Genomic DNA, 20,610 nt, shown 5'->3' on the forward strand with positions numbered 1-20,610 from the left:
CTTACAAACCCACGACTCGCAGGATCGAGTCCGAGCCGAAGAACAAGGCGCAGAAGCCGCCCGCCGCGAGGAAGGGCCCGAAGGGCACGTACTTGCCCTCGCGCAGGCCCGCGGCCATCTTCATCGCGATGCCGACGACGGCACCCGTGATCGAGGCCATGAGGATGATCGGCACCAGCGCCTGCCAGCCGAACCACGCACCGAGCGCCGCGAACAGCTTGAAGTCGCCGAAGCCCATGCCCTCCTTGCCGGTGAGCAGCTTGAAGCCCTGGTAGACGAGCCACAGCGACATGTAGCCCGCGATCGCGCCCCACAGCGCCTGCGGCAGCTTCAGGCCCGACCAGCCGAGCGCCGCGGCGATGAGCCCCGCCCACACGAGCGGCAGCGTGATGTCGTCGGGCAGCAGCGTCGTGTCCCAGTCGATCAGCGCGAGCGCGAGCAAGGCGGCGCAGAACAGCGCCCACGCGCCGGCGGCCGGCGTCACGCCGAACTTCCACACGCACCACGCGAACATCAGGCCGGTGACGAGCTCCACGACGGGGTAGCGCAGCCCGATCGGCGTGGCGCACGACGAGCACTTACCCCGCAGCGCCAGGTAGCTGAAGATCGGGATGTTCTCGTACCAGCGGATCGCATGCCCGCACTGGCGGCAGCGCGAACGCGGCTTCACGAGGTTGAAGGTCTCGGTTTCCTTCACCGGCTGGCCCTGCAGGTCGGCGCACTCGGCCGCCCACTGCGCCTCCAGCATCTTCGGCATGCGGTAGATGACGACGTTGAGAAAGCTGCCGACGAGCAGGCCGAAAACGCCGGCCAGGCCGGCGTCGATCACGGGGGACACCAGCATCAGACGACGGCGCCCAGCTTGAAGATCGGCAGGTACATCGACACCACGATGCCGCCGATGAGGCCGCCCAGGAACACGATGATGATCGGCTCCATCAGGCTCGAGAGGCCCGCCACCATGTCGTCCACTTCGGCTTCGTAGAAGTCCGCCGCCTTGCCCAGCATGTGGTCGATGGAGCCGGACTCCTCGCCGATCGCGCACATCTGCAGCACCATCGACGGGAACACGTTGGCGTTCGTCATGGCCGCCGTCAGGCTGGTGCCGGTGGACACTTCCTGCTGGATCTTCTCGGTGGCCTTGACGTACACCGAGTTGCCCGAGGCGCCGCCCACCGAGTCGAGCGCTTCCACCAGCGGCACGCCGGCCGCGAACATCGTCGCGAGCGTGCGCGTCCAGCGCGCGATGACGGACTTGTAGACCAGGTCGCCGAAGACGGGCATCTTCAGCATGACGCGGTCCATGAACTGCTGCACCTTCTCGTTGCGCTTCCAGGCCTGCATGAAGAAGTAGAGGCCGCCGCCGACGCCGCCGAAGATGATGTACCAGTACTTCACGAAATAGGCGCTCACGCCCATCACGAACAGCGTGGGCGCGGGCAGGTCGGCGCCGAACGAGGTGAACACCTCCTTGAACGCCGGGATCACGAAGATCATGATCACCGAGGTGACGATGAAGGCCACGATCACCACCGAGATGGGGTACATCAGCGCCGACTTGATCTTGGACTTGATAGCCTCGGTCTTCTCCATGTAGGTGGCCAGGCGGTCCAGCAGGTTTTCCAGGATACCGGCGGCTTCACCGGCTTCCACCAGGTTGCAGTACAGGTTGTCGAAGTACAACGGGTACTTGCGGAACGCGGCGGACAGCGACGTGCCGGTCTCCACGTCGGTGCGGATGTCGTTGAGCAGCTTGGTGACGCTGGCGTTGGCGTTGCCGCGGCCCACGATGTCGAAAGCCTGCAGCAGCGGCACGCCGGCCTTCATCATCGTCGCCAGCTGGCGCGTGAAGATGGCGATGTCCTTGGGCGCGATCTTCTTGCCCGAGCGCATGCGGCGCTTCTTGATCTTGCTCGGCGTGACGCCCTGGCGGCGCAGGGCGGCCATCACCTGGTTCTCGCCCGCCGCGCGCGTCTCGCCGCGCACCGTCTTGCCGTTGCGGTCCCGGCCTTCCCACTCGAAGACCACTTCCTTGGTTGCTGCTGCTGCCGTTGCCATAGCTTGTCCTTATAGGTTGGTGCAGGCCAGCACTTCCTCGAGCGAAGTGACGCCGATCTTCACCTTGTGCAGGCCCGAGGTGCGCAGCGACCGCACCCCCTCCACCTCCGCCTGCTTGGCGATGTCCATCGCGCTGCCGTCCGCCAGGATGAGGCGCTGCATGTCCTCCGAGATCGGCATCACCTGGTAGATGCCGACGCGGCCCTTGTAGCCGTTGTTGCACGCCGAGCAGCCGACGGGCTTGTACGGCGTCCAGGTGCCGTCCAGCTCCTCTTCCTTGTAGCCGGCCTCCAGCAGCGTCTCGTACGGGATGTCCATCGGCTGCTTGCACTGGGCGCACAGGCGCCGCGCGAGGCGCTGCGCGGTGATGAGGATCACCGACGAGGCGATGTTGAAGGGCGCGATGCCCATGTTGCGCATCCGCGTGAGCGTGGTGGGCGCGTCGTTGGTGTGCAGCGTGGACAGCACCAGGTGGCCGGTCTGCGCGGCCTTGATCGCGATGTCGGCGGTCTCGAGGTCGCGGATCTCGCCGACCATGATCACGTCCGGGTCCTGCCGCAGGAAGGACTTGAGCGCCGCCGCGAACGTGAGGCCCGCCTTCTCGTTCACGTTGACCTGGTTCACGCCGGGCAGGTTGATTTCCGACGGGTCTTCGGCGGTGGAGATGTTCACGCCGGGCTTGTTCAGCAGGTTCAGGCAGGTGTAGAGCGACACCGTCTTGCCCGAGCCCGTGGGGCCGGTCACCAGGATCATGCCGTAGGGCCGCTCGATGGCGGCGAGCAGGCGCTTCTTCTCCTCCGGCTCGTAGCCCAGCGCCTCGATGCCCAGCTTGGCGGAGGACGGGTCCAGGATACGGATCACGATCTTCTCGCCGAAGAGCGTGGGCAGCGTGCTGACGCGGAAGTCGATCACGCGGTCCGGGCCCACCTTCAGCTTCATGCGGCCGTCCTGCGGCACGCGTTTTTCGGAGATGTCCAGCTTGGAGATCACCTTGATGCGCGAGGCGAGCTTGTCCTTGATGGCGATCGGGGGCGAGGCGATCTCGCGCAGCTCGCCGTCGATGCGGAAGCGCACGCGGTAGGTGTGCTCGTACGGCTCGAAGTGCAGGTCCGACGCGCGCATGCTGAACGCGTCCAGCAGCATCTTGTGCAGGAACTTGACGACCGGCGCGTCGTCGACGTCGGAGCCGGCGCCGGACTTGTCCTCTTCCTCGACCACCGAGGAGTCGAGCGTGGACTCGTCGAAGTCGAAGTCGTCGCCGACGATGCTTTCCATCGCCTGCGTGGCGGTGGTGGCCTGCGCCTCCACCATCTTGGTGAGCTTGTCGTACTCCGCGATGATCCAGTCCACGCCCATCTGCGTGGCGAACTTGATCTTCTCGGCGGCCTGCTGGTCCGACGGGTCCGCCGTGGCGACGATCAGGCGGTTGTTGCGCTTGGACAGAACCACCACGCGGAAGTCCTGGCAGATCTTGGTGTCCAGCAGGTTCTTGGGCAGGCGGTTGGTGTCGATGGCCTCCAGGTCGAGCAGCGGCGCGCCGAAAGCGGCGGACATCGTGTGCGCGAGGTCGGCGGCGGAGACGGCGCCGGAGCCGGTCAGCTCGGCAATGAAGCTGTTGCGGCTGGACTGGGCCTTGCGGTAGATCTCCTCGGCCGACTTCTGGCCGAGCTTGCCGGCGGAAACAAGGGCACGGGCGAGGCCGGGCAGGGCAACGGCTTCGGCGGTGGCGGGATCAACAGCGGCCATGGACCAGGTTCAGCAACTTGTTACAGCTCATGCGGCCCACGTCGGGCCAGCATGGATCATCAGGGAAAGCCGCGGCGCTGTAAACGTGAAATGCCCTGCCCGCGGGTGGCGGCGTGGGACCAAAGTCACGTTGCCAGGGAAACTGGTCGGGGTGAGAGGATTCGAACCTCCGGCCTCTACGTCCCGAACGTAGCGCTCTACCAGGCTAAGCTACACCCCGATTCGCCGCGAGGCGCCGTCGAACCGTGTCAGTTGCGGCGCTGCAGCAGTGAAGCCGCCAATTGTAGCAAACCCTCCGTGTGCGGATTCGCGCTCAGGCGTTTCGCCGCGTCGATCGCACGTTGCGCCTCGGCCGCGGCGGCTTCGCGCGCCACGTCCAGCGCCCCCGTGCCGCGCACGATGGCCACGATCGCGTCGAGCTGGTCGAGCGCGCCGGTCTCGATGGCGTGCTGCACCACGGCGCGCTGCTCGGGTGTCCCGCGCCGCATCGCGGCGATCAGGGGCAGCGTGGCCTTGCCTTCGCGCAGGTCGTCGCCGAGGTTCTTGCCCATTTCCTGCGCGTCGCCGTCGTAGTCCAGCACGTCGTCGATCACCTGGAACGCGGTGCCAAGGGCCTGCCCGTACTCCGCGCACGCGGCCTCGATGTCGGGCGGTGCGCCGGCGATCACGGCACCCAGGCGCGCGCTGGCTTCGAACAGCTTGGCCGTCTTGGAGCGGATGACGTGCAGGTACGCGGCCTCGTCGAGCGAGGGGTCGTGCATGTTCATCAGCTGCTGCACCTCGCCCTCGGCGATGACGTTGGTGGCGTCGGCCAGGATGGCCATCACTCGCATGTCGTTGGCGTCCAGCATCATCTGGAAGGCGCGCGAATAAAGGAAGTCGCCCACCAGCACGCTGGCCGGGTTGCCGAAGCGCTGGTTGGCCGTCTCGCGGCCGCGCCGCATCGTCGACTCGTCCACCACGTCGTCGTGCAGCAAGGTCGCGGTATGGATGAACTCCACGACGGCCGCCAGCGTGAGCCTCAGCTCGCCGCGGTAGCCCAGCGCGCCGCAGACGAGCAGCAGCAGGGCGGGCCGCAGGCGCTTGCCGCCCGCCGAGATGATGTAACGGCAGACCTCGCCCACGAGGGGCACGCCGGAGGCGAGGCGGCGGTCGATGACGGCGTCGACGCCGCGCATGTCGTCGGCGACCAGGGCGAGAGGGGAGGAAATGTCGGTCAAGGCAGGGCGATTATAGGAAGCAGGGCCCCGGCCTTGTGAGTGGCTACCAACTATGTTATAGTCGCGGGCTCTCCGGAAATCCGTCCGGGGAGTTTTCCATGAGGATTCCAACCATGTACGCGGTCATAAAAACCGGTGGCAAGCAGTATCGCGTTGCTTCCGGCGACAAGATCAAAGTAGAACAGATTGCTGCGGACATCGGCCAGGAACTCACGATCGACCAGGTGCTCGCCGTCGGCAACGGCAAGGACCTGAAGATCGGGGTCCCCCTGGTTTCCGGTGCCACGGTCAAGGCGACGGTCGTCGCGCACGGCAAGCACGAGAAGGTGCGCATCTTCAAGCTGCGCCGCCGCAAGCACTACCAGAAGCACCAGGGCCATCGCCAGCAGTACACCGAGCTGCAGATCGGCGCCATCGCAGGGGCATAAGAAATGGCACAGAAAAAAGGCGGCGGCTCTACGCGGAACGGGCGGGACTCCCAGCCCAAGATGCTCGGCGTGAAGGCCTTCGGCGGTGAGCTCATCACCGCGGGCTCGATCATCGTGCGCCAGCGCGGCACCAAGTTCCACCCCGGCACCAACGTCGGCGTGGGCAAGGACCACACCCTCTTCGCCCTGGTCGACGGCCACGTCAAGTTCCAGGTCAAGGGTGCGCTCAACAAGCACACCGTGAATGTGATCCCGGCGTAAGCCACCAGGTCTTCATTCACCCGAAGGCCCTGCATCCCCATGCAGGGCCTTTTTGTTTTAATCGGCGGAACACCATGAAATTCGTAGACGAAGCATTCATCGACATCTCCGCGGGAGACGGCGGGAACGGCTGCGTCTCGTTCCGCCACGAGAAGTACAAGGAATTCGGCGGCCCCAACGGCGGCGACGGCGGCCGCGGCGGCCACGTGTGGGCCGTGGCGGACCCCAACCTCAACACGCTGGTGGACTACCGCTTCTCCCGCCGCCACGACGCGGGCCGAGGCGAGCACGGCATGGGCTCCGACATGTTCGGCGCCGCGGGCCACGACATCACGCTGAAGATGCCGGTGGGCACGATCATCACGGACGCCGAGACCGGCGAGGTGCTGTACGAGCTGCTCAAGCCGGGCGAGAAGATCATGATCGCCAAGGGCGGCGACGGCGGCTTCGGCAACATGCGCTTCAAGAGCTCGATCAACCGCGCGCCGCGGCAGAAGACGCCCGGCTGGCCCGGCGAAAAGAAGGCGCTGAAGCTGGAGCTGAAGGTGCTGGCCGACGTGGGCCTGCTGGGCATGCCCAACGCGGGCAAGTCGACGCTGATCGCCGCCATCTCCAACGCGCGGCCGAAGATCGCCGACTACCCCTTCACCACGCTGCACCCCAACCTCGGTGTGGTGCGAGTCGGCCCCGAACAAAGCTTCGTCGTCGCCGACGTACCGGGCCTGATCGAAGGCGCGTCGGAAGGCGCGGGCCTGGGCCTCCAGTTCCTGCGCCACCTGCAGCGCACGCGCATCCTGCTGCACCTGGTGGACATCGCGCCGTTCGACGAGGGTGTGGACCCCGTCGCACAGGCCAAAGCCATCGTCGGCGAGCTGAAGAAGTACGACCAGAAGCTCTACGAAAAGCCGCGCTGGCTGGTGCTGAACAAGCTGGACATGGTGCCGGCCGACGAGCGCGAGAAGCGCGTGAAGGACTTCGTCAAGCGCTTCAGGTACAAGGGCCCGGTGTTCCAGATCTCGGCGCTCACGCGCGAGGGTTGCGAGCAGCTCGTGCAGGCCGTGTACCAGCACATCAAGGCGCAGCAGGTCGCCGAGCAGCCCGCCGAGGTGGACGTGCGGTTCGGCGGCGGCGAGGACGTCAATCCATGAACGCCGTCCTCGCCGAAGCGCGCCGCATCGTCGTCAAGGTCGGCTCCAGCCTCGTCACCAACGAGGGCCGGGGCCTCGACGAGCAGGCCATCGGCGAGTGGTCGCGGCAACTGGCCGCACTGGCGCGTGACGGCCGCGAAGTCATCATGGTGTCCAGCGGCGCGATCGCCGAGGGCATGAAGCGCCTGGGCTGGACGACGCGCCCGCACGAAATCGACAAGCTGCAAGCGGCGGCCGCCGTCGGGCAGATGGGGCTCGCCCAGATGTACGAGACCAAGCTGCGCGAGCAGGGCATGGGCTCGGCGCAGGTGCTGCTCACGCACGCGGACCTGTCGAACCGCGAGCGCTACCTCAACGCCCGCACCACGCTGCTCACGCTGCTCGGCCTGCAGGTGGTACCGGTGATCAACGAGAACGACACGGTCGTCAACGACGAGATCAAGTTCGGCGACAACGACACGCTCGGCGCGCTCGTGGCCAACCTCGTCGAGGCCGACCTGCTGGTGATCCTCACCGACCAGAAGGGCCTGTACAGCGCCGACCCGCGCAAGGATGCGAACGCGCAGTTCATCCGCGAAGCCAAGGCCGGGGACGCCGCGCTCGAACAGATGGCGGGCGGTGCGGGCTCCAGCATCGGCAAGGGCGGCATGATCACCAAGGTGCTGGCCGCGAAGCGGGCCGCCGGCTCCGGTGCTTCCACCGTCATCGCCTGGGGCCGCGAGACCGACTGCCTGCTGCGGCTTGCCAAGGGCGAGATCATCGGCACGCTGCTCGTCGCCCCCACGCAAAAGAGCCAGGCGCGCAAGCGCTGGATCGCCGACCACCTGCAGCTGCGCGGCGCGGTGATGGTCGACGACGGCGCGGTGCCGAAGCTGCGCGACGAAGGCAAGAGCCTGCTGCCGATCGGCATGACGGGTGTGGACGGCGACTTCTCGCGCGGCGACGTGATCGCCGTGCGCGACCCTTCGGGCGCGGAGATCGCGCGCGGCCTCGCCAACTACGCGGCCGCCGAGGCGCGGCTGCTATGCCGCAAGCCGTCGAGCGAGATCGAGAAGCTGCTGGGCTACGTCGCCGAGCCAGAGATGATCCACCGCACGAACCTGGTGGTCACCCGCCAAGGTTAACGGTGCGAGTCGGTGCGGCCGCGCCTGTCGACGCCGGCCGAGAGTTCGCGCACGACCTGCGTCGCTGACGCGCCCGGCGTGTGCCCCGAGCAAGCGCCGTTGCGCGCGATGTAGAGGCTGTGGCGGAAAGCGCCATCGTGGATCGGCCGCCAGTCGCCGCCGACCACGGGCTTCCAGCCGCTGCCGGCGTTGTGGCGCGCATAGACCTTCACTTCCGCCGTGCCGCAGCGGATGCCTTCGTAGATGCCGCTGACCGGCCCGCCGGGTGCGCTCGCGACCACGACGTAGCGCACGATGCCGTCCTTGCCGACCGACACCGAGGCCGGGTCCACGCCGTAGTTCAACGTCGCGCGCGGCACTTCGACCTCGATCAACTTCTCGGTGCGCAGCGCGGGCGGCGGCGGCGCATCGACCTCTTTCCAGTCGGGGTCCTGGGTGCCCAGCTGGGCGAACGCCAGCGGCGCCGCGAGCGCGCACGCCGCGGCCAGGCTAATGCGCATGCTTTCCCTCGGGCGGGTCTTCCAACGCGGATTGCGGGTTGGGGTCGAAAGTGGCGCCGGGCGGCAGCTCGATCGCGGGGCCGGGCTGCGGCTCCGGATGCCCGTGGTGGCCATGCGGCACGTCGTGCTCGCGCGTGCGCATGCCGCTGCGCAGGTAGCGGTTGCGATGGTCGTTACGGGGCAAAAAGCGCGCGAGCTCGCGCAGCGCCATCTCGTACACGCCGCGCTTGAATTCCACGACGACGTCCAGCGGCACCCAGTAGTCGTTCCAGCGCCAGGCGTCGAACTCGGGGTGGTTGGTGGCGCGCAGGTTCAGGTCCCAGTCCTGCCCGAGGAGTTGCAGCAGGTACCAGATCTGCTTCTGGCCCTTGTAGTGGCCGCGCGCGTCGCGCCGGATGTAGCGCTCCGGCACCTCGTAGCGCAGCCAGTCGCGCGTGCGCGCGACGATGCGCACATGTTCCGGCTTCAACCCGATTTCCTCGTGCAGCTCGCGGAACATCGCCTGTTCGGGCGTCTCTCCGCGGTCGATGCCGCCTTGCGGAAACTGCCAGCTGTGCGTCCGGATGCGCTTGCCCCAGAACACCTGATTTTTCTGGTTGAGCAGGATGATGCCGACGTTGGGCCTGAAGCCGTCCCGGTCAAGCATAATCGAACCCCAATCTTTAACTGAGTTCATTATGCACGGCGCCTGCGCGCGCTGGGAAGGGCTCAGCAACCCCCTGTCCCCCGCAAACGAATGAGAGCCTCGCAGTTCCTGATTTCGACCCTGAAGGAAGCCCCCGCCGACGCGGAGGTGGCCAGCCACCGCCTCATGACGCGCGCCGGCATGATCAAGAAGCTGGGCGCCGGCATCTACACCTTCATGCCCATGGGCCTGCGCGTGATCCGCAAGGTGGAAGCGATCGTGCGCGAGGAGATGAACCGCGCCGGCGCCGTCGAACTCACCATGCCCGTCGTGCAGCCGGCGGAGCTGTGGCAGGAGACGGGCCGCTTCGACAAGATGGGCCCCGAGCTGCTGCGCATCAAGGACCGCCACGAGCGCGACTTCGTCGTGCAGCCCACGAGCGAAGAAGTGGTCACGGATATCGGCCGGCAGGAGCTGCGCAGCTACAAGCAGCTGCCGAAGAACCTGTACCAGATCCAGACGAAGTTCCGCGACGAGCGCCGCCCGCGCTTCGGCCTGATGCGCGGGCGCGAATTCATCATGAAGGACGCGTACAGCTTCGACCGCGATCACGCAGGCGCGCAGCGCAGCTACCAGGCGATGGCCAAGGCTTATCGCGCGATCTTCGACCGCTTCGGTTTGCGTTATCGCGCGGTTGCAGCGGACAGCGGCGCCATCGGCGGCGACCTCTCCGAGGAATTCCAGGTGATCGCCGCGACGGGCGAGGACGCGATCGTGTATTGCCCCGAGAGCGATTACGCGGCCAACATGGAGAAGGCCGAAGCGCTCGCGCCGAAGGGCCCGCGCGAGGCTGCGTCGAAACCCATGACGAAGACGCCGACACCGGGCAAGTCCACTTGCGAAGACGTGGCTGCGTTGCTGAACGTGCCGCTGCAGACCACGGTGAAGTCGCTCGTGCTCGCCACCGACGAGACCAACGACAAGGGTGAAGTCGTGAAGTCGCAGGTGTGGCTGCTGCTGGTGCGCGGCGACCACGACATGAACGAGATCAAGGTCGGCAAGGTGCCGGGGCTGGACAACGGCTTCCGCTTCGCGACCGTGCCGGAGATCGTCGAGCACTTCGGCACGAAGCCGGGTTACCTCGGCCCCATCAACACGAAGAAGCCGGTGAAGGTGGTGGCCGACCGCGAAGTGGCCGTGATGGCCGACTGGATCTGCGGCGCCAACGAGGAAGATTTCCACATCACCGGCGTCAACTGGGGCCGCGACCTGCCCGAGCCCGACGCGGTGGCGGACATCCGCAATGTCGTCGAGGGCGATGCATCGCCGGACGGCAAGGGCAAGCTCGCCATCGAGCGCGGCATCGAGGTCGGCCACATCTTCTACCTCGGCACCAAGTACAGCGTGCCGATGAACGCCACGTTCCTCGACGAGGACGGCAAGCCCAAGCCCTTCGAGATGGGCTGCTACGGCATCGGCATCACGCGCCTGCCCGCGGCGGCCATCGAGCAGAACCACGACGAGCGCGGGATCATCTGGCCCGACGCCATCGCGCCGTTCAGCGTGGTCGTGTGCCCGATCGGCATGGACCGCAGCGCGGACGTGAAGGCGGCGGCCGAGAAGCTGCACGACGATTTGCTCGCGGCCGGTGTCGACGTGATCCTCGACGACCGCGGCGAGCGCCCCGGCGCGATGTTCGCGGACTGGGAGCTGATCGGCGTGCCGCACCGCGTCGTGATCTCCGATCGCGGCCTGAAGGAAGGCCAGCTCGAATACCAGCACCGCCGCGACGCCGCGGCGACGAAGGTGCCGGCGGGCGAAGTGTTCACGTTCGTCAAGGGCAAGCTCACGGCGTGATCAGCCGGCGCATCTGTCTCGCAGGTTCGGCCGCATGGCTGCTCGCCGGCCGCGCCCATGCCGGCGGCCAGATCGAGGAGCCGCTGGCCGACTCGGTGCGCAACGCGTTGCGCGCGTCCGTGTCCGACCGCCTGAACCGCCCGCCCGAGCCCGAATTCCGTAGCAGCGACGACTACTTCGCCTACCTCAAGTGGCTGCGCGAGATGAGCGCGCGCCTTCGCAAGCGCCATGCGGACCTGCAGCACCGCACCGACTTCCTCAAGACCGTCTGGTACGAAACCAAGCGTGCCGGCGTCGACACGACGCTGGTGCTCGGCCTGATCCAGGTGGAGAGCAACTTCCGCAAGTTCGCGGTGAGCGTGGTGGGCGCGCGCGGCTACATGCAGGTGATGCCGTTCTGGGCGCGGCTGATCGGCGACGGCGACCCCGGCACGCTGTTCGACACGCGCGTGAACCTGCGCTTCGGCTGCGTGATCCTGCGCCACTACCTCGACCGCGAACGCGAGGACAACTTCATGGCGCTGGGCCGCTACAACGGCAGCCGCGGCAAGGCGGAGTACCCGAACGCGGTGTTCGCGGCGGCGAAGCAGTGGGCCTACAGCCCGAAGTCGACCTGAAGCCTCGGGGCTACTGCAGGAAGCCGATCTTCGTCTTGCCGTTGCCGGACTTCGGCACGTCCTCGGCGAGGATCTCCTGCCGATGCGCGAGGCGCGCGTTACCGAAGCCCGTCATCAGCGCCCGGCGCATCTCGCGCGGCGCGAGTTCGGCCAGCAGGTCGAGCAGGTCGTCCGACGGTTCCGGGTCGAAGCGCCGCCCCCAGTTGTGCTCGCCGCGGATGGCCGTGTAGAGATTGCGCGCGATGCGCCGCGCCTGCTCCGGCGAGGGCGCGTCGATCTCGAACACGTTCATGCGGTTGAGGATCGGCTCGGGGATGCAGCGCTCGTCGTTCGCTGTCACCACCCAGATCACCTGGCTCGCATCGATCGCGATCTCCGCGAATTCGTCGATGAAGGAGCCGGCGGTGTCGTGCTCCAGCAGCCCGTAAAGCGCGCCGAGCGGGTCGTACTGCGCATCGGCGCTTGCCTTGTCGATCTCGTCCACCACGATCACCGGGTTGGCGTACTGGCCGTCCACCAGCGCCTCGAACACCTTGCCCGGCTTGGCGCCCTTCCACTGTGACGACGCACCCGAGAGCAGCCAGCCCGCCGTCATCGAGCTCATCGGCACCAGGTTCATGCCGGTGCCCAGCATCTCGGCGAGCTTGCGCGCGAAATGCGTCTTGCCGATGCCGGGCGGCCCGAGCAGCAGCATGGGCGTGACTTCGAGGCCGTCGCCCGCGTCCTGCGCGAGCGCCACGTGCCGCTTCACGTCGTCGAGCGCGTCGGTGAAATTGGGCAGCTCGTCGTAGAGCGTGCACATGTCCGGCACGCCGCTGGGCTTGACCTGGAAGCGCTCCGGCCCGCGCTCGAGCATGCGCTCCAGCGTGGCGCGCAAGGCTTCGTGTTCGCGTGGGGGGAGCTTGGCGAGCTTGCGCTCGACGTCGTGCGTGCGGTAGACGCTGCGCACGTTGGCGATGGGCAGCTTCAGCCCGGGTTCATGGGGAACGAGACTGCGAGATTCCATGGGCCCACCTCTCTTGATCGACTGCTGGTTTTGATTCCAGCATAAGCCGTGCCAGTGAGCAATTGGTGAGGCTTCGGGCCCGTTGGGCTGTCGGCTGCAACCGACAACTTTGGCAGCCGCGGGGTGCGGCTGCTGATGACGATCAGGCCTGCGTGCCCAGCACCTGCTGCAGCTCGCCGGACTGGTACATCTCCATCATGATGTCCGAGCCGCCGATGAATTCGCCCTTCACGTACAGCTGCGGGATGGTGGGCCAGTTGCTGTATTCCTTGATACCCTGGCGGATCTCGTCGTCCTCCAGCACGTTCACGGTGGCCAGCTGCTTGGGGTCCACGCCGCAGGCCTTGAGGATCTGGACCGCGCGGCCCGAGAAGCCGCACATGGGGAACGAGGCCGTGCCCTTCATGAACAGCAGGACTTCGCTGCCTTTGACGAGTTGGTCGATGCGTTGCTGGACGTCGCTCATGGAAATGCTCTCCTGGATGGCTGGATTATCCCCGTTCGGGCCATTGGCCGCCGGTGCAGCGGTTGATCCCGGCCAGGTCCTTGCGGGATTGGATGCGGGTGAAACCGGCGTTTTCAAGCAGGGCTTGCACCGTCTCCGCCTGATCCCAGCCGTGTTCCAGCAATAGCCAGCCGCCGGGGTTCAGGTGGCCGGGGGCCTGGGCGACGATGGTGCGGATGTCGGCCAGGCCGTCCGGGCCGGCGGCGAGCGCGGTGAGGGGCTCGTGGTGGAGGGCGGCGAGGTGTTCGTCGTCTTCGCGCACGTAGGGCGGGTTGGTGACGACGAGGTCGTAGCGGCCGCGGCCGTCGAGCCAGGAGCCGTGGTGGAAGGTGATGTCGAGGCCGAGCGCCTGCGCGTTGGCGTGGGCGACCTCGAGCGCGCGGGCGCTAGCGTCAACGGCTTCCACGCTGGCCTGGGGGCACTGCTTCTTGACCGCAAGCGCGATGGCGCCCGAACCGGTGCCGAGGTCGATGACGGCAGGGCTGTCATTGCGGGCTTGACCCGCAATCCATCGACGAGTGTCGCGCTCGCCGATGGATGCCGGGTCGAGCCCGGCATGACAGCCCAGGAGCTCCAGCGCCCATTCGACAAGGGTTTCGGTCTCCGGCCGCGGGATGAGGACGCGGGCGTCGACGCGCAGCGCGAGCCCGTAGAACTCCTTCTCGCCAACGATGTACGCGACGGGTTCGCCGGCGACACGCCGCGACACGAAAGCAAGAAACGCCTGCGCATCGCCAACCTCTTCCGTGTCATGCGCCAGCAACCACGCCCGGTCGCCGGACGCGCGCCCCAGCGCATGCAGCAACAGCAACTGCGCATCCAGCCGTCCGACGCCCATCGTCGCCGCGGCCGCAAGCGCCTGCTGCACAGTCACAGGAAGACCTCCGTGCTGCGCACTGCGGTCCGAACGCCTTCGGGCGGCCGGGCGGCGTTCACGCCCGCACCGCCCCCATGCCGATCTCCAGCTCCTCCAGCTGCTCCGCCCGCCGCGCGAGCAGCAGCGCGGCCACGACTTCGTCGAGGTCGCCTTCCATGATGAACCCCAGCTTGTAGAGCGTGAGGTTGATGCGGTGGTCGGTCAGGCGCCCCTGCGGGAAGTTGTAGGTGCGGATGCGGTCGCTGCGGTCGCCGCTGCCGATCAGGCCCTTGCGCGTCGCCGCCTCCTTGGCCGCGCGTTCGCTGCGCTCCTTCTCCTGGATGCGCGCGGACAGCACCTGCAGCGCCTTGGCCTTGTTGCGGTGCTGCGAACGGTCGTCCTGGCATTCGGCGACGATGCCGGTCGGGATGTGCGTGATGCGCACGGCCGAATCGGTCTTGTTGATGTGCTGCCCGCCCGCGCCCGACGCGCGGAAGGTGTCGATGCGCAGATCGGCCGGGTTGATCTGCACGGCCTGCGCTTCGTCGGGCTCGGGCAGCGCGGCCACGGTGCACGCGCTCGTGTGGATGCGGCCCTGCGTCTCGGTCGCCGGCACGCGCTGCACGCGATGGCCGCCCGACTCGAACTTGAGCTTGCCGTAGCAGCCTTCGCCGACGATGCGGACCACGACTTCCTTGTAGCCGCCGACTTCGCCTGCGCTCTCGCTGATGATCTCGGTACGCCAGCCTTGGCGCTCCGCGTAGCGCGTGTACATGCGCAGCAGGTCGCCCGCGAACAGCGCCGCCTCGTCGCCGCCGGTGCCCGCGCGGATTTCGAGGAAGGTGTTGCGAACGTCGTCGGGGTCCTTGGGCAGCAGCATCGCCTGCAGCTCGGCTTCGAGGGTTGGCAGTTGCTCTTCGAGCCCGGAAATCTCTTCCTTGGCCATGTCCGCCATCTCGGGGTCGTCGAGCATCTCGCGCGCGGCGGCGAGGTCTTTCTCGATCTGGAGGAAGCGCTGGTACGCACCCGCGACTTCGCTCACCTCCGCGTGTTCGCGGGTGAGGGCGCGGTACTTCTCCATGTCGTTCACCACCTCGGGTTGCGACAAGTGGAAGTCCAGCTCCTGGAGGCGGACGGGGAAGCGTTCGAGCTGCTGTTGGAGAAAGGGTTTCATGGCGGCAAAGAGAGTGACTGGATTCGACGGGGCGTCGAACGCAGCTAACGCTCTTTGCGCAGGAAGAAATGCTCGATGGCTTGCGACGCGCGCTGCCGCGCATCGGCATCACCCGCATGCAGCTCGGCCATCGCGCCGTGCAGCATCTTCTGGGTGAGGCCCTTCGAAAGCGCCTCCAGCACGGCGTCGACATCCGCACCCTTGGACAGCGCCTTGCGCGCCCGCGCGATCTCGACCGCGCGCCATTCGTCCGCTTGCGCATTGAGCTGCTGGATCAGCGGCACGGCGCGGCGCTGGTCCATCCAGTGCATGAAGCTCTGCACCCCCGCGTCGATGATCGCCTCGGCCTGCGCCACGGCGGCTTGCCGGTTCGCCTGGCCTGTCTGCACGACGGAGGCGAGGTCGTCGACGGTGTACAGGTACACGTCTTCCAGCGCCTTCACTTCGGGCTCGATGTCGCGCGGCACGGCAAGGTCCACCATGAACATCGGCCGGTGCTTGCGAACCTTGAGCGCGCGCTCGACGGCGCCCAGGCCGATGATCGGCAGCTGGCTCGCGGTGGAGCTGACCACCACGTCGAATTCATGCAGCCGCGAGGGCAGGTCCACCAGGCGCATCACCTCGCCGCCGAAGCGCGAAGCGAGCTTCTCGCCACGCTCCAGCGTGCGGTTGGCGACCATGATCGACTTGGGGTTCTTCGCCGCGAAGTGCGTGGCCGCCAGCTCGATCATCTCGCCCGCGCCGACGAACAGCACCCGCACCTTGGTCAGATCCTCGAACAGCTGCCCGGCCAGCCGCACCGCGGCCGCCGACATGCTGATGGAATGCGCGCCGATCTCCGTGGACGTGCGCACTTCCTTGGCAACCGCAAAGGAGCGCTGGAACAGCTGGTTGAGCGTGGTGCCCAGCGCGCCGGCCTCGTCGGCGGCGCGCACGGCGTCCTTCATCTGGCCGAGGATCTGGGCCTCGCCCAGCACCATGGAGTCGAGGCCGCTGGCCACCCGGAAAGCGTGGCGGGCGGCATGGCCGTCCTGCAGCAGGTAGGAGTGCGCGCGCAGCTGGGCCGGGGCGACGCCGCCCGAATGGGCCAGCCACTCGATGGTCGGCTCGATCTCGAGCTGCGACGCCGCGCAATAGATCTCGGTGCGGTTGCAGGTGGACAGGATCGCCGCCTCGGGCGAACGCGGCATCGCCCCCCGCAGCGACTGCAGCGTCGGCGCGATCTGGTCGATGGCGAACGCGAACCGCCCGCGCAGGTCGAGCGGCGCGGTGGTGTGGTTGATGCCCAATGCCCAGACAGCCATGGGCCGGATTATAAAATTCGCCGTTTTTTCAAGCAGTTAACCTAGATCAAGTCCCCGGGATGGGCCCGCTCGATTTCATTTTCCACCTGCTGGGCTTCGTTCTGCCGGCCTTCGGCGTGGCCGTGCTCGTGGCGCTGCTCGCCCGCTGGCTGCTGCGCGGCGAGATGCGCCGCAGCCCCTGGTGGGCCCCCGTCCTCGTGAATTTTTTCGCGGGTGTCGCCACTTTGGCCGGCGGGCTGGTGGTTTTCGGCCGTGACGGCAAGATGGCCACCTATGCGGCCCTTGCAGTCGTTGTCGCGACGGTGCAATGGCTTTACGGGCGCGGCTGGCGCCGATAAACGCGGGACAATGCAGGCATGAGCACGAGTACCCAAGGCACCCGGCAGCAGGTCACCCCGGAGCTGCGCAAGTGGATCGTCGAGCAGGCCCAGGCCGGCCACAGCGCCGAGTCGGTCCTCAAGGCCATGATCGCCTCCGGCTGGACGGAGGACGTCGCCGTCGACGCCATGGAGTCCACCCTGCGCGGGCACCTGAACGAGCAGGCCGTCGCCCAAGGGCTGCCGGCGGCGGTGCCGGTGCCCGAGCCGGACGTGGCCGAGTCGCCGCTTTACCTCGACGTCGGCGACCGCAAGGTGTCGGTGCTGCAGTCGATGCACGACCCGCGGGTGATCGTGTTCGGCGGGCTGCTGTCCGACCAGGAGTGCGACGAGCTGATCGAGCTGGCCAAGCCGCGCATGGCGCGCTCGCTCACGGTCGCCACCAAGACGGGCGGCGAGGAAGTCAATGCCGACCGCACCAGCAACGGCATGTTCTTCCAGCGCGGCGAGAACGAGCTGTGCCGCCGCATCGAGGAGCGCATCGGCCGCCTCGTGAACTGGCCGGTGGAAAACGGCGAGGGCCTGCAGATCCTGCAGTACATGCCGGGCACCGAGTACAAGCCGCACTACGACTACTTCGACCCCAAGGAGCCGGGCACGCCCACCATCCTCAAGCGCGGCGGCCAGCGCGTGGGCACGATCATCATGTACCTGGCCGAGCCCGAGAAGGGCGGCGGCACGGTGTTCCCCGACGTGCACCTGGAAGTCGCGCCCAAGCGCGGCAACGCGGTCTTCTTCAGCTACGAGCGCGCGCACCCCACCACGAAGAGCCTGCACGGCGGCGCGCCGGTGCTGGCCGGCGAGAAGTGGATCGCCACCAAGTGGCTGCGCGAGCGCAAGTTCGAGTGAAAGTCCGCGCCAACGGGATCGACATCGAAGTCGAGGACAGCGGCGCCGGCCGGCCGGTCGTGCTGCTGGTCATGGGCCTGGGCATGCAGCTCGTGGCCTGGCCCGAGGCCTTCGTGCAGGCCCTCGTGGATGCGGGCTATCGCGTCGTGCGGTTCGACAACCGGGACATCGGCCTGTCGCAGCACTTCGACGCCGCCGGTGTGCCGAACGTGCTCCTGGAGAGCATGAAGCACCGCATCGGGCTGCCCGTGCGAGCGCCCTACGGCCTGCACGACATGGCCGGCGATGCGTTCGGCGTGCTCGACGCGCTGGGCATCGAAAGCGCGCACGTCGTCGGCGTGAGCATGGGCGGCATGATTGCGCAGCGCATGGCCCTGGCCGCGCCGCAGCGCGTGCTCAGCCTGACCAGCATCATGAGCAGCAGCGGCGCGCGCTTCCTGCCCGGCCCCAAGCCGCAGGTGTGGCGCGCGTTGATGGCCAAGCCGGAAGGCACGGGCGAAGACGCTATCGTCAACCACTACGTGAAGGTCTTCAAGGTGATCGGCAGCCCGGGCTTCCCGCTCGACGAGCCGCAGCTGCGCGACCGCATCCGGCTTGGCGTACGGCGCAGCTACCACCCGGTGGGCACGCTGCGGCAGATGGTGGCGATCGCTTCGGACACGCGCCGTGCGGCCGAGCTGCACCGCGTCACGGCCCCCACGCTGGTGGTGCACGGCAAGGACGATCCGCTCGTGCCCTTCCTCTGCGGCCAGGACACGGCGCGCCGAATCCCCAATGCGCAGCTCGTCGGTGTGCACGGCATGGGCCATGACCTGCCGCCGGGTGTGGTGCAAAGCATCCTCACACCCCTCGTGCCCCACTTGCGGCGAAACTCGGGGCCATGAACACGCCTGAAGGCTCCAGCCTGGGCAAGACGGTCGCTTACCCGGACCGCTACGACCCCGGCCTGCTGTTTCCCATCTCTCGCACGCCGAAGCGCGAGGAGATTGAACTCTTCGGCCCGCTGCCTTTCTCCGGCGCGGACCTGTGGACCTCCTACGAGCTGAGCTGGCTCAACAACCGCGGCAAGCCGCAGGTTGCGCTGGCCCACTTCACCATCCCGTGCGAGTCGCCGAACATCGTGGAAAGCAAGTCGCTCAAGCTGTACCTCGGCAGCTTCAGCAACACCAGATTCGCCACGCCCGAGGAAGTGCGCGAGCGCATCCGCAAGGACGTGGGCGAGGCCGTTTGGCGCGGTGCACCCGCACCGGGCGTGACGGGCGTGCGCATCGTGCCGCCCGACCTCTTCGACCGCGAGATGGTGGAGGAGCTCGACGGGCTCAGCCTCGACCGGCTCGACGTCGAGTGCACGCGCTACACGCCGGCGCCGGAACTGCTGACCGCGTCTGTGGGTGAGCAGCCCGTCACGGAGACGCTGACCAGCAACCTGCTCAAGAGCAACTGCCTCGTCACGGGGCAGCCGGACTGGGGCAGCATCCAGATCAGCTACAGCGGTCCGCAGATCGAGCAGGGCGGGCTGCTGCAGTACATCGTGAGCTTTCGCAACCACAACGAATTCCACGAGCAGTGCGTGGAGCGGATCTACATGGACATCTGGCGGCGCTGTAAGCCGGTGAAGCTGAGTGTGTATGCGCGCTATACGCGGCGCGGTGGGTTGGACATCAACCCGTATCGCACGAGCCACCCGGGAGCGATGCCACCGAACGTGCGCAACGCACGTCAGTAGTCACAACTCCCGGAACGACTTCAGAGGTGCGAGCGGCGGAAACTCCGCCTCGCGCTTCGTCTTCATCGCGGTGATCGCCTCGCGCACGTGCGCGTTGCTCCAGATCGCGCCCTGCAACCAGCCCATCTGCTTGAGCGCGTCGTCCACCGAGTGGTCGCGCGCGTAGTGGATCGCCTGCTTGGTGCCCCAGATCGCCACCGGCGGCTTGGCGGCGATCTCGCGCGCGCACTGCAGCGCGGCATCGACCATCGCGCCTTGCGTGTCGAACACCTCGTTCACCAGCCCCCACCCCAGCGCCTTCTGCGCGGGCAGCCGCCGCCCCGTGTACGCGAGCTCCTTCACGATCGGCAGCGGCAGCAGCTTGGGCAGGCGCTGCAGCGTGCCCACGTCCGCCACCATGCCGATGTTGATCTCCTGGATGACGAAGAAGGCATCGGCCGTCGCATAGCGGATGCAGCATGCGGTGACGAGGTCGACCGCGCCGCCGACGCAGCCACCGTGGATCGCCGCGATCACCGGGATGCGCAGCGTCTCCAGCTTGGTGAAGGTCGCTTGCATGTCGGTGAGCTGCTCGAACACCGCGGCGCGGCCCTCGGCCGTGCGGTCGTCCAGCGTCACCGAGTCGCCGAAGCTCTCCAGCGCCATGCCGGCCGAGAAGTGCTTGCCGGTGGACGAGAGCACCAGCGCGCGGGCCGTGCCGTCGCGCTGCAGCTGCGTGAGCACCTCATCGAGCTCGCGCCAGAAGGTGGGGTTCATCGTGTTCATCGCCTCGGGGCGGTTGAACACGAGATGCGCGACGTGGTCCTGCGTGGAAAGGGAAAAGCATTGCATGGCGGTGCCCCCGGAGGTTCACCGCACTGTAGCGGCGGCGCAGCTCAGATCGCCACGGCCCAGTCGCAACGGAGACGCCGCGCCTTGTGCGCCTTCAGGCGCCAGGTGACGTAGAGCGTGGGCGCGGCCATGGCGACCATGCAAAGGGGAGCGGCCCAGACCGCGTCGAACATGAAAGTGGGCAGCCAGCCGACCCAGCCCATCAGCCACATCGTGAGCAGCGCGTCCCACAGGTGGTATTCCACGGGGTGGTCGTGGCGATGGCACACGAGCCAGTGCTTGATGCGCTGCAGTACGGCGAGTTCCATTCTCTTCTGCTCCGGCGGTTCCGTAAGTTTGGCGTAAGCCCGCAAGCCAAATGTAAGCTTCGGGTAAGGTTTGGTCAAATGCAATTGAAG

23 protein-coding genes and 1 tRNA gene are annotated in these 20,610 nt (G+C 67.4%); 10 read left to right on the forward strand and 14 right to left on the reverse strand.

What is annotated here, in order from left to right; translation table 11 throughout:
- Position 1: 1 nt before the first annotated feature.
- The 5 genes from H8R02_RS13870 to H8R02_RS13890 form a co-directional block, all read right to left on the reverse strand.
- A complete protein-coding gene (locus H8R02_RS13870) occupies positions 2-844 on the reverse strand; it encodes a prepilin peptidase (RefSeq protein WP_187082010.1) in 843 nt (280 codons plus the stop codon).
- Positions 844-2,058, reverse strand: a complete 1,215-nt coding sequence (locus H8R02_RS13875; protein ID WP_187082011.1) for a type II secretion system F family protein — start codon at positions 2,056-2,058, stop codon at positions 844-846. The genes H8R02_RS13870 and H8R02_RS13875 overlap by 1 nt, the downstream gene beginning before the upstream one ends.
- 9 nt (positions 2,059-2,067) lie before the next feature.
- A complete protein-coding gene (pilB, locus tag H8R02_RS13880; RefSeq protein ID WP_187082012.1) occupies positions 2,068-3,804 on the reverse strand; it encodes a type IV-A pilus assembly ATPase PilB in 1,737 nt (578 codons plus the stop codon).
- A 143-nt stretch (positions 3,805-3,947) separates the two neighbouring features.
- Positions 3,948-4,024, reverse strand: a tRNA-Pro gene (locus H8R02_RS13885).
- Between the two features lie 28 nt (positions 4,025-4,052).
- Entirely contained in the window at positions 4,053-4,982 is a 930-nt protein-coding gene (locus H8R02_RS13890; protein ID WP_187082069.1) for a polyprenyl synthetase family protein, read from the reverse strand.
- A gap of 155 nt (positions 4,983-5,137) precedes the next feature.
- Between H8R02_RS13890 and rplU the strand changes: the two genes are divergently transcribed.
- The 4 genes from rplU (at position 5,138) to proB (ending at position 7,985) form a co-directional block, all read left to right on the forward strand.
- Complete coding sequence (gene rplU / locus H8R02_RS13895; protein ID WP_187082070.1) at positions 5,138-5,452, forward strand: 50S ribosomal protein L21; 315 nt, start codon at positions 5,138-5,140, stop codon at positions 5,450-5,452.
- Between the two features lie 3 nt (positions 5,453-5,455).
- Positions 5,456-5,713 carry a 50S ribosomal protein L27 gene (gene rpmA, locus H8R02_RS13900; protein ID WP_187082013.1) on the forward strand — a complete coding sequence of 86 codons (258 nt, stop codon included), beginning with the start codon at positions 5,456-5,458 and terminating at the stop codon, positions 5,711-5,713.
- 74 nt (positions 5,714-5,787) lie between these two features.
- Positions 5,788-6,861 carry an Obg family GTPase CgtA gene (gene cgtA, locus H8R02_RS13905; RefSeq protein ID WP_187082014.1) on the forward strand — a complete coding sequence of 358 codons (1,074 nt, stop codon included), beginning with the start codon at positions 5,788-5,790 and terminating at the stop codon, positions 6,859-6,861.
- Entirely contained in the window at positions 6,858-7,985 is a 1,128-nt protein-coding gene (gene proB / locus H8R02_RS13910; protein WP_187082015.1) for a glutamate 5-kinase, read from the forward strand. The genes cgtA and proB overlap by 4 nt, the downstream gene beginning before the upstream one ends.
- Here proB and H8R02_RS13915 read toward each other — a convergent pair.
- Both H8R02_RS13915 and H8R02_RS13920 read right to left on the reverse strand, forming a co-directional pair.
- A complete protein-coding gene (locus H8R02_RS13915; RefSeq protein ID WP_187082016.1) occupies positions 7,982-8,485 on the reverse strand; it encodes a CNP1-like family protein in 504 nt (167 codons plus the stop codon). The genes proB and H8R02_RS13915 overlap by 4 nt on opposite strands.
- Entirely contained in the window at positions 8,475-9,131 is a 657-nt protein-coding gene (locus H8R02_RS13920; protein ID WP_187082017.1) for an RNA pyrophosphohydrolase, read from the reverse strand. The genes H8R02_RS13915 and H8R02_RS13920 overlap by 11 nt, the downstream gene beginning before the upstream one ends.
- Before the next feature lie 90 nt (positions 9,132-9,221).
- Between H8R02_RS13920 and H8R02_RS13925 the strand changes: the two genes are divergently transcribed.
- Together H8R02_RS13925 and H8R02_RS13930 are read left to right on the forward strand one after the other, a co-directional pair.
- Positions 9,222-10,967: a proline--tRNA ligase gene (locus tag H8R02_RS13925; RefSeq protein ID WP_187082018.1), complete on the forward strand. Its 1,746-nt coding sequence runs from the start codon at positions 9,222-9,224 to the stop codon at positions 10,965-10,967.
- Positions 10,964-11,584, forward strand: a complete 621-nt coding sequence (locus H8R02_RS13930) for a lytic transglycosylase domain-containing protein (protein WP_187082019.1) — start codon at positions 10,964-10,966, stop codon at positions 11,582-11,584. Before H8R02_RS13925 ends, H8R02_RS13930 begins: the two co-directional genes overlap by 4 nt.
- Before the next feature lie 10 nt (positions 11,585-11,594).
- Here H8R02_RS13930 and H8R02_RS13935 read toward each other — a convergent pair whose 3' ends face one another.
- From H8R02_RS13935 to hemA, 5 genes are all read right to left on the reverse strand, one after another.
- Positions 11,595-12,590 (reverse strand): AAA family ATPase, encoded by a 996-nt coding sequence (locus tag H8R02_RS13935; protein ID WP_187082020.1) that lies wholly within the window; start codon positions 12,588-12,590, stop codon positions 11,595-11,597.
- A 142-nt stretch (positions 12,591-12,732) separates the two neighbouring features.
- Positions 12,733-13,056, reverse strand: a complete 324-nt coding sequence (gene grxD / locus H8R02_RS13940; protein WP_187082021.1) for a Grx4 family monothiol glutaredoxin — start codon at positions 13,054-13,056, stop codon at positions 12,733-12,735.
- A 25-nt stretch (positions 13,057-13,081) separates the two neighbouring features.
- Positions 13,082-13,969: a peptide chain release factor N(5)-glutamine methyltransferase gene (gene prmC / locus H8R02_RS13945; RefSeq protein WP_187082022.1), complete on the reverse strand. Its 888-nt coding sequence runs from the start codon at positions 13,967-13,969 to the stop codon at positions 13,082-13,084.
- Positions 13,970-14,027: 58 nt separating this feature from the next.
- Positions 14,028-15,125, reverse strand: coding sequence for a peptide chain release factor 1 (gene prfA, locus H8R02_RS13950; protein ID WP_187082023.1), 1,098 nt, complete (start codon positions 15,123-15,125; stop codon positions 14,028-14,030).
- Positions 15,126-15,169: 44 nt separating this feature from the next.
- Positions 15,170-16,429, reverse strand: a complete 1,260-nt coding sequence (hemA, locus tag H8R02_RS13955; protein ID WP_187082024.1) for a glutamyl-tRNA reductase — start codon at positions 16,427-16,429, stop codon at positions 15,170-15,172.
- 59 nt (positions 16,430-16,488) lie between these two features.
- Here hemA and H8R02_RS13960 point away from each other — a divergent pair, with 59 nt between their 5' ends.
- The 4 genes from H8R02_RS13960 to queF are packed head-to-tail and all read left to right on the forward strand — an operon-like array spanning position 16,489 to position 19,381.
- Positions 16,489-16,767: a hypothetical protein gene (locus H8R02_RS13960; protein ID WP_187082025.1), complete on the forward strand. Its 279-nt coding sequence runs from the start codon at positions 16,489-16,491 to the stop codon at positions 16,765-16,767.
- A gap of 18 nt (positions 16,768-16,785) precedes the next feature.
- Complete coding sequence (locus tag H8R02_RS13965; protein WP_187082026.1) at positions 16,786-17,655, forward strand: 2OG-Fe(II) oxygenase; 870 nt, start codon at positions 16,786-16,788, stop codon at positions 17,653-17,655.
- The gene (locus H8R02_RS13970) at positions 17,652-18,539 is read left to right on the forward strand and encodes an alpha/beta fold hydrolase (protein ID WP_187082027.1); all 888 of its coding nucleotides are present in this window, start codon (positions 17,652-17,654) and stop codon (positions 18,537-18,539) included. Before H8R02_RS13965 ends, H8R02_RS13970 begins: the two co-directional genes overlap by 4 nt.
- The gene (gene queF, locus H8R02_RS13975; RefSeq protein ID WP_187082028.1) at positions 18,536-19,381 is read left to right on the forward strand and encodes an NADPH-dependent 7-cyano-7-deazaguanine reductase QueF; all 846 of its coding nucleotides are present in this window, start codon (positions 18,536-18,538) and stop codon (positions 19,379-19,381) included. Before H8R02_RS13970 ends, queF begins: the two co-directional genes overlap by 4 nt.
- Here queF and H8R02_RS13980 read toward each other — a convergent pair whose 3' ends face one another.
- The gene (locus H8R02_RS13980) at positions 19,382-20,212 is read right to left on the reverse strand and encodes an enoyl-CoA hydratase-related protein (RefSeq protein WP_187082029.1); all 831 of its coding nucleotides are present in this window, start codon (positions 20,210-20,212) and stop codon (positions 19,382-19,384) included.
- Between the two features lie 44 nt (positions 20,213-20,256).
- Positions 20,257-20,520: a hypothetical protein gene (locus H8R02_RS13985; RefSeq protein ID WP_187082030.1), complete on the reverse strand. Its 264-nt coding sequence runs from the start codon at positions 20,518-20,520 to the stop codon at positions 20,257-20,259.
- Positions 20,521-20,610 lie beyond the last annotated feature (90 nt).

The sequence above is a fragment of the Ramlibacter albus genome (assembly GCF_014297445.1).
In the GTDB taxonomy this organism is placed as follows: Bacteria; Pseudomonadota; Gammaproteobacteria; order Burkholderiales; family Burkholderiaceae_C; genus Ramlibacter; species Ramlibacter albus.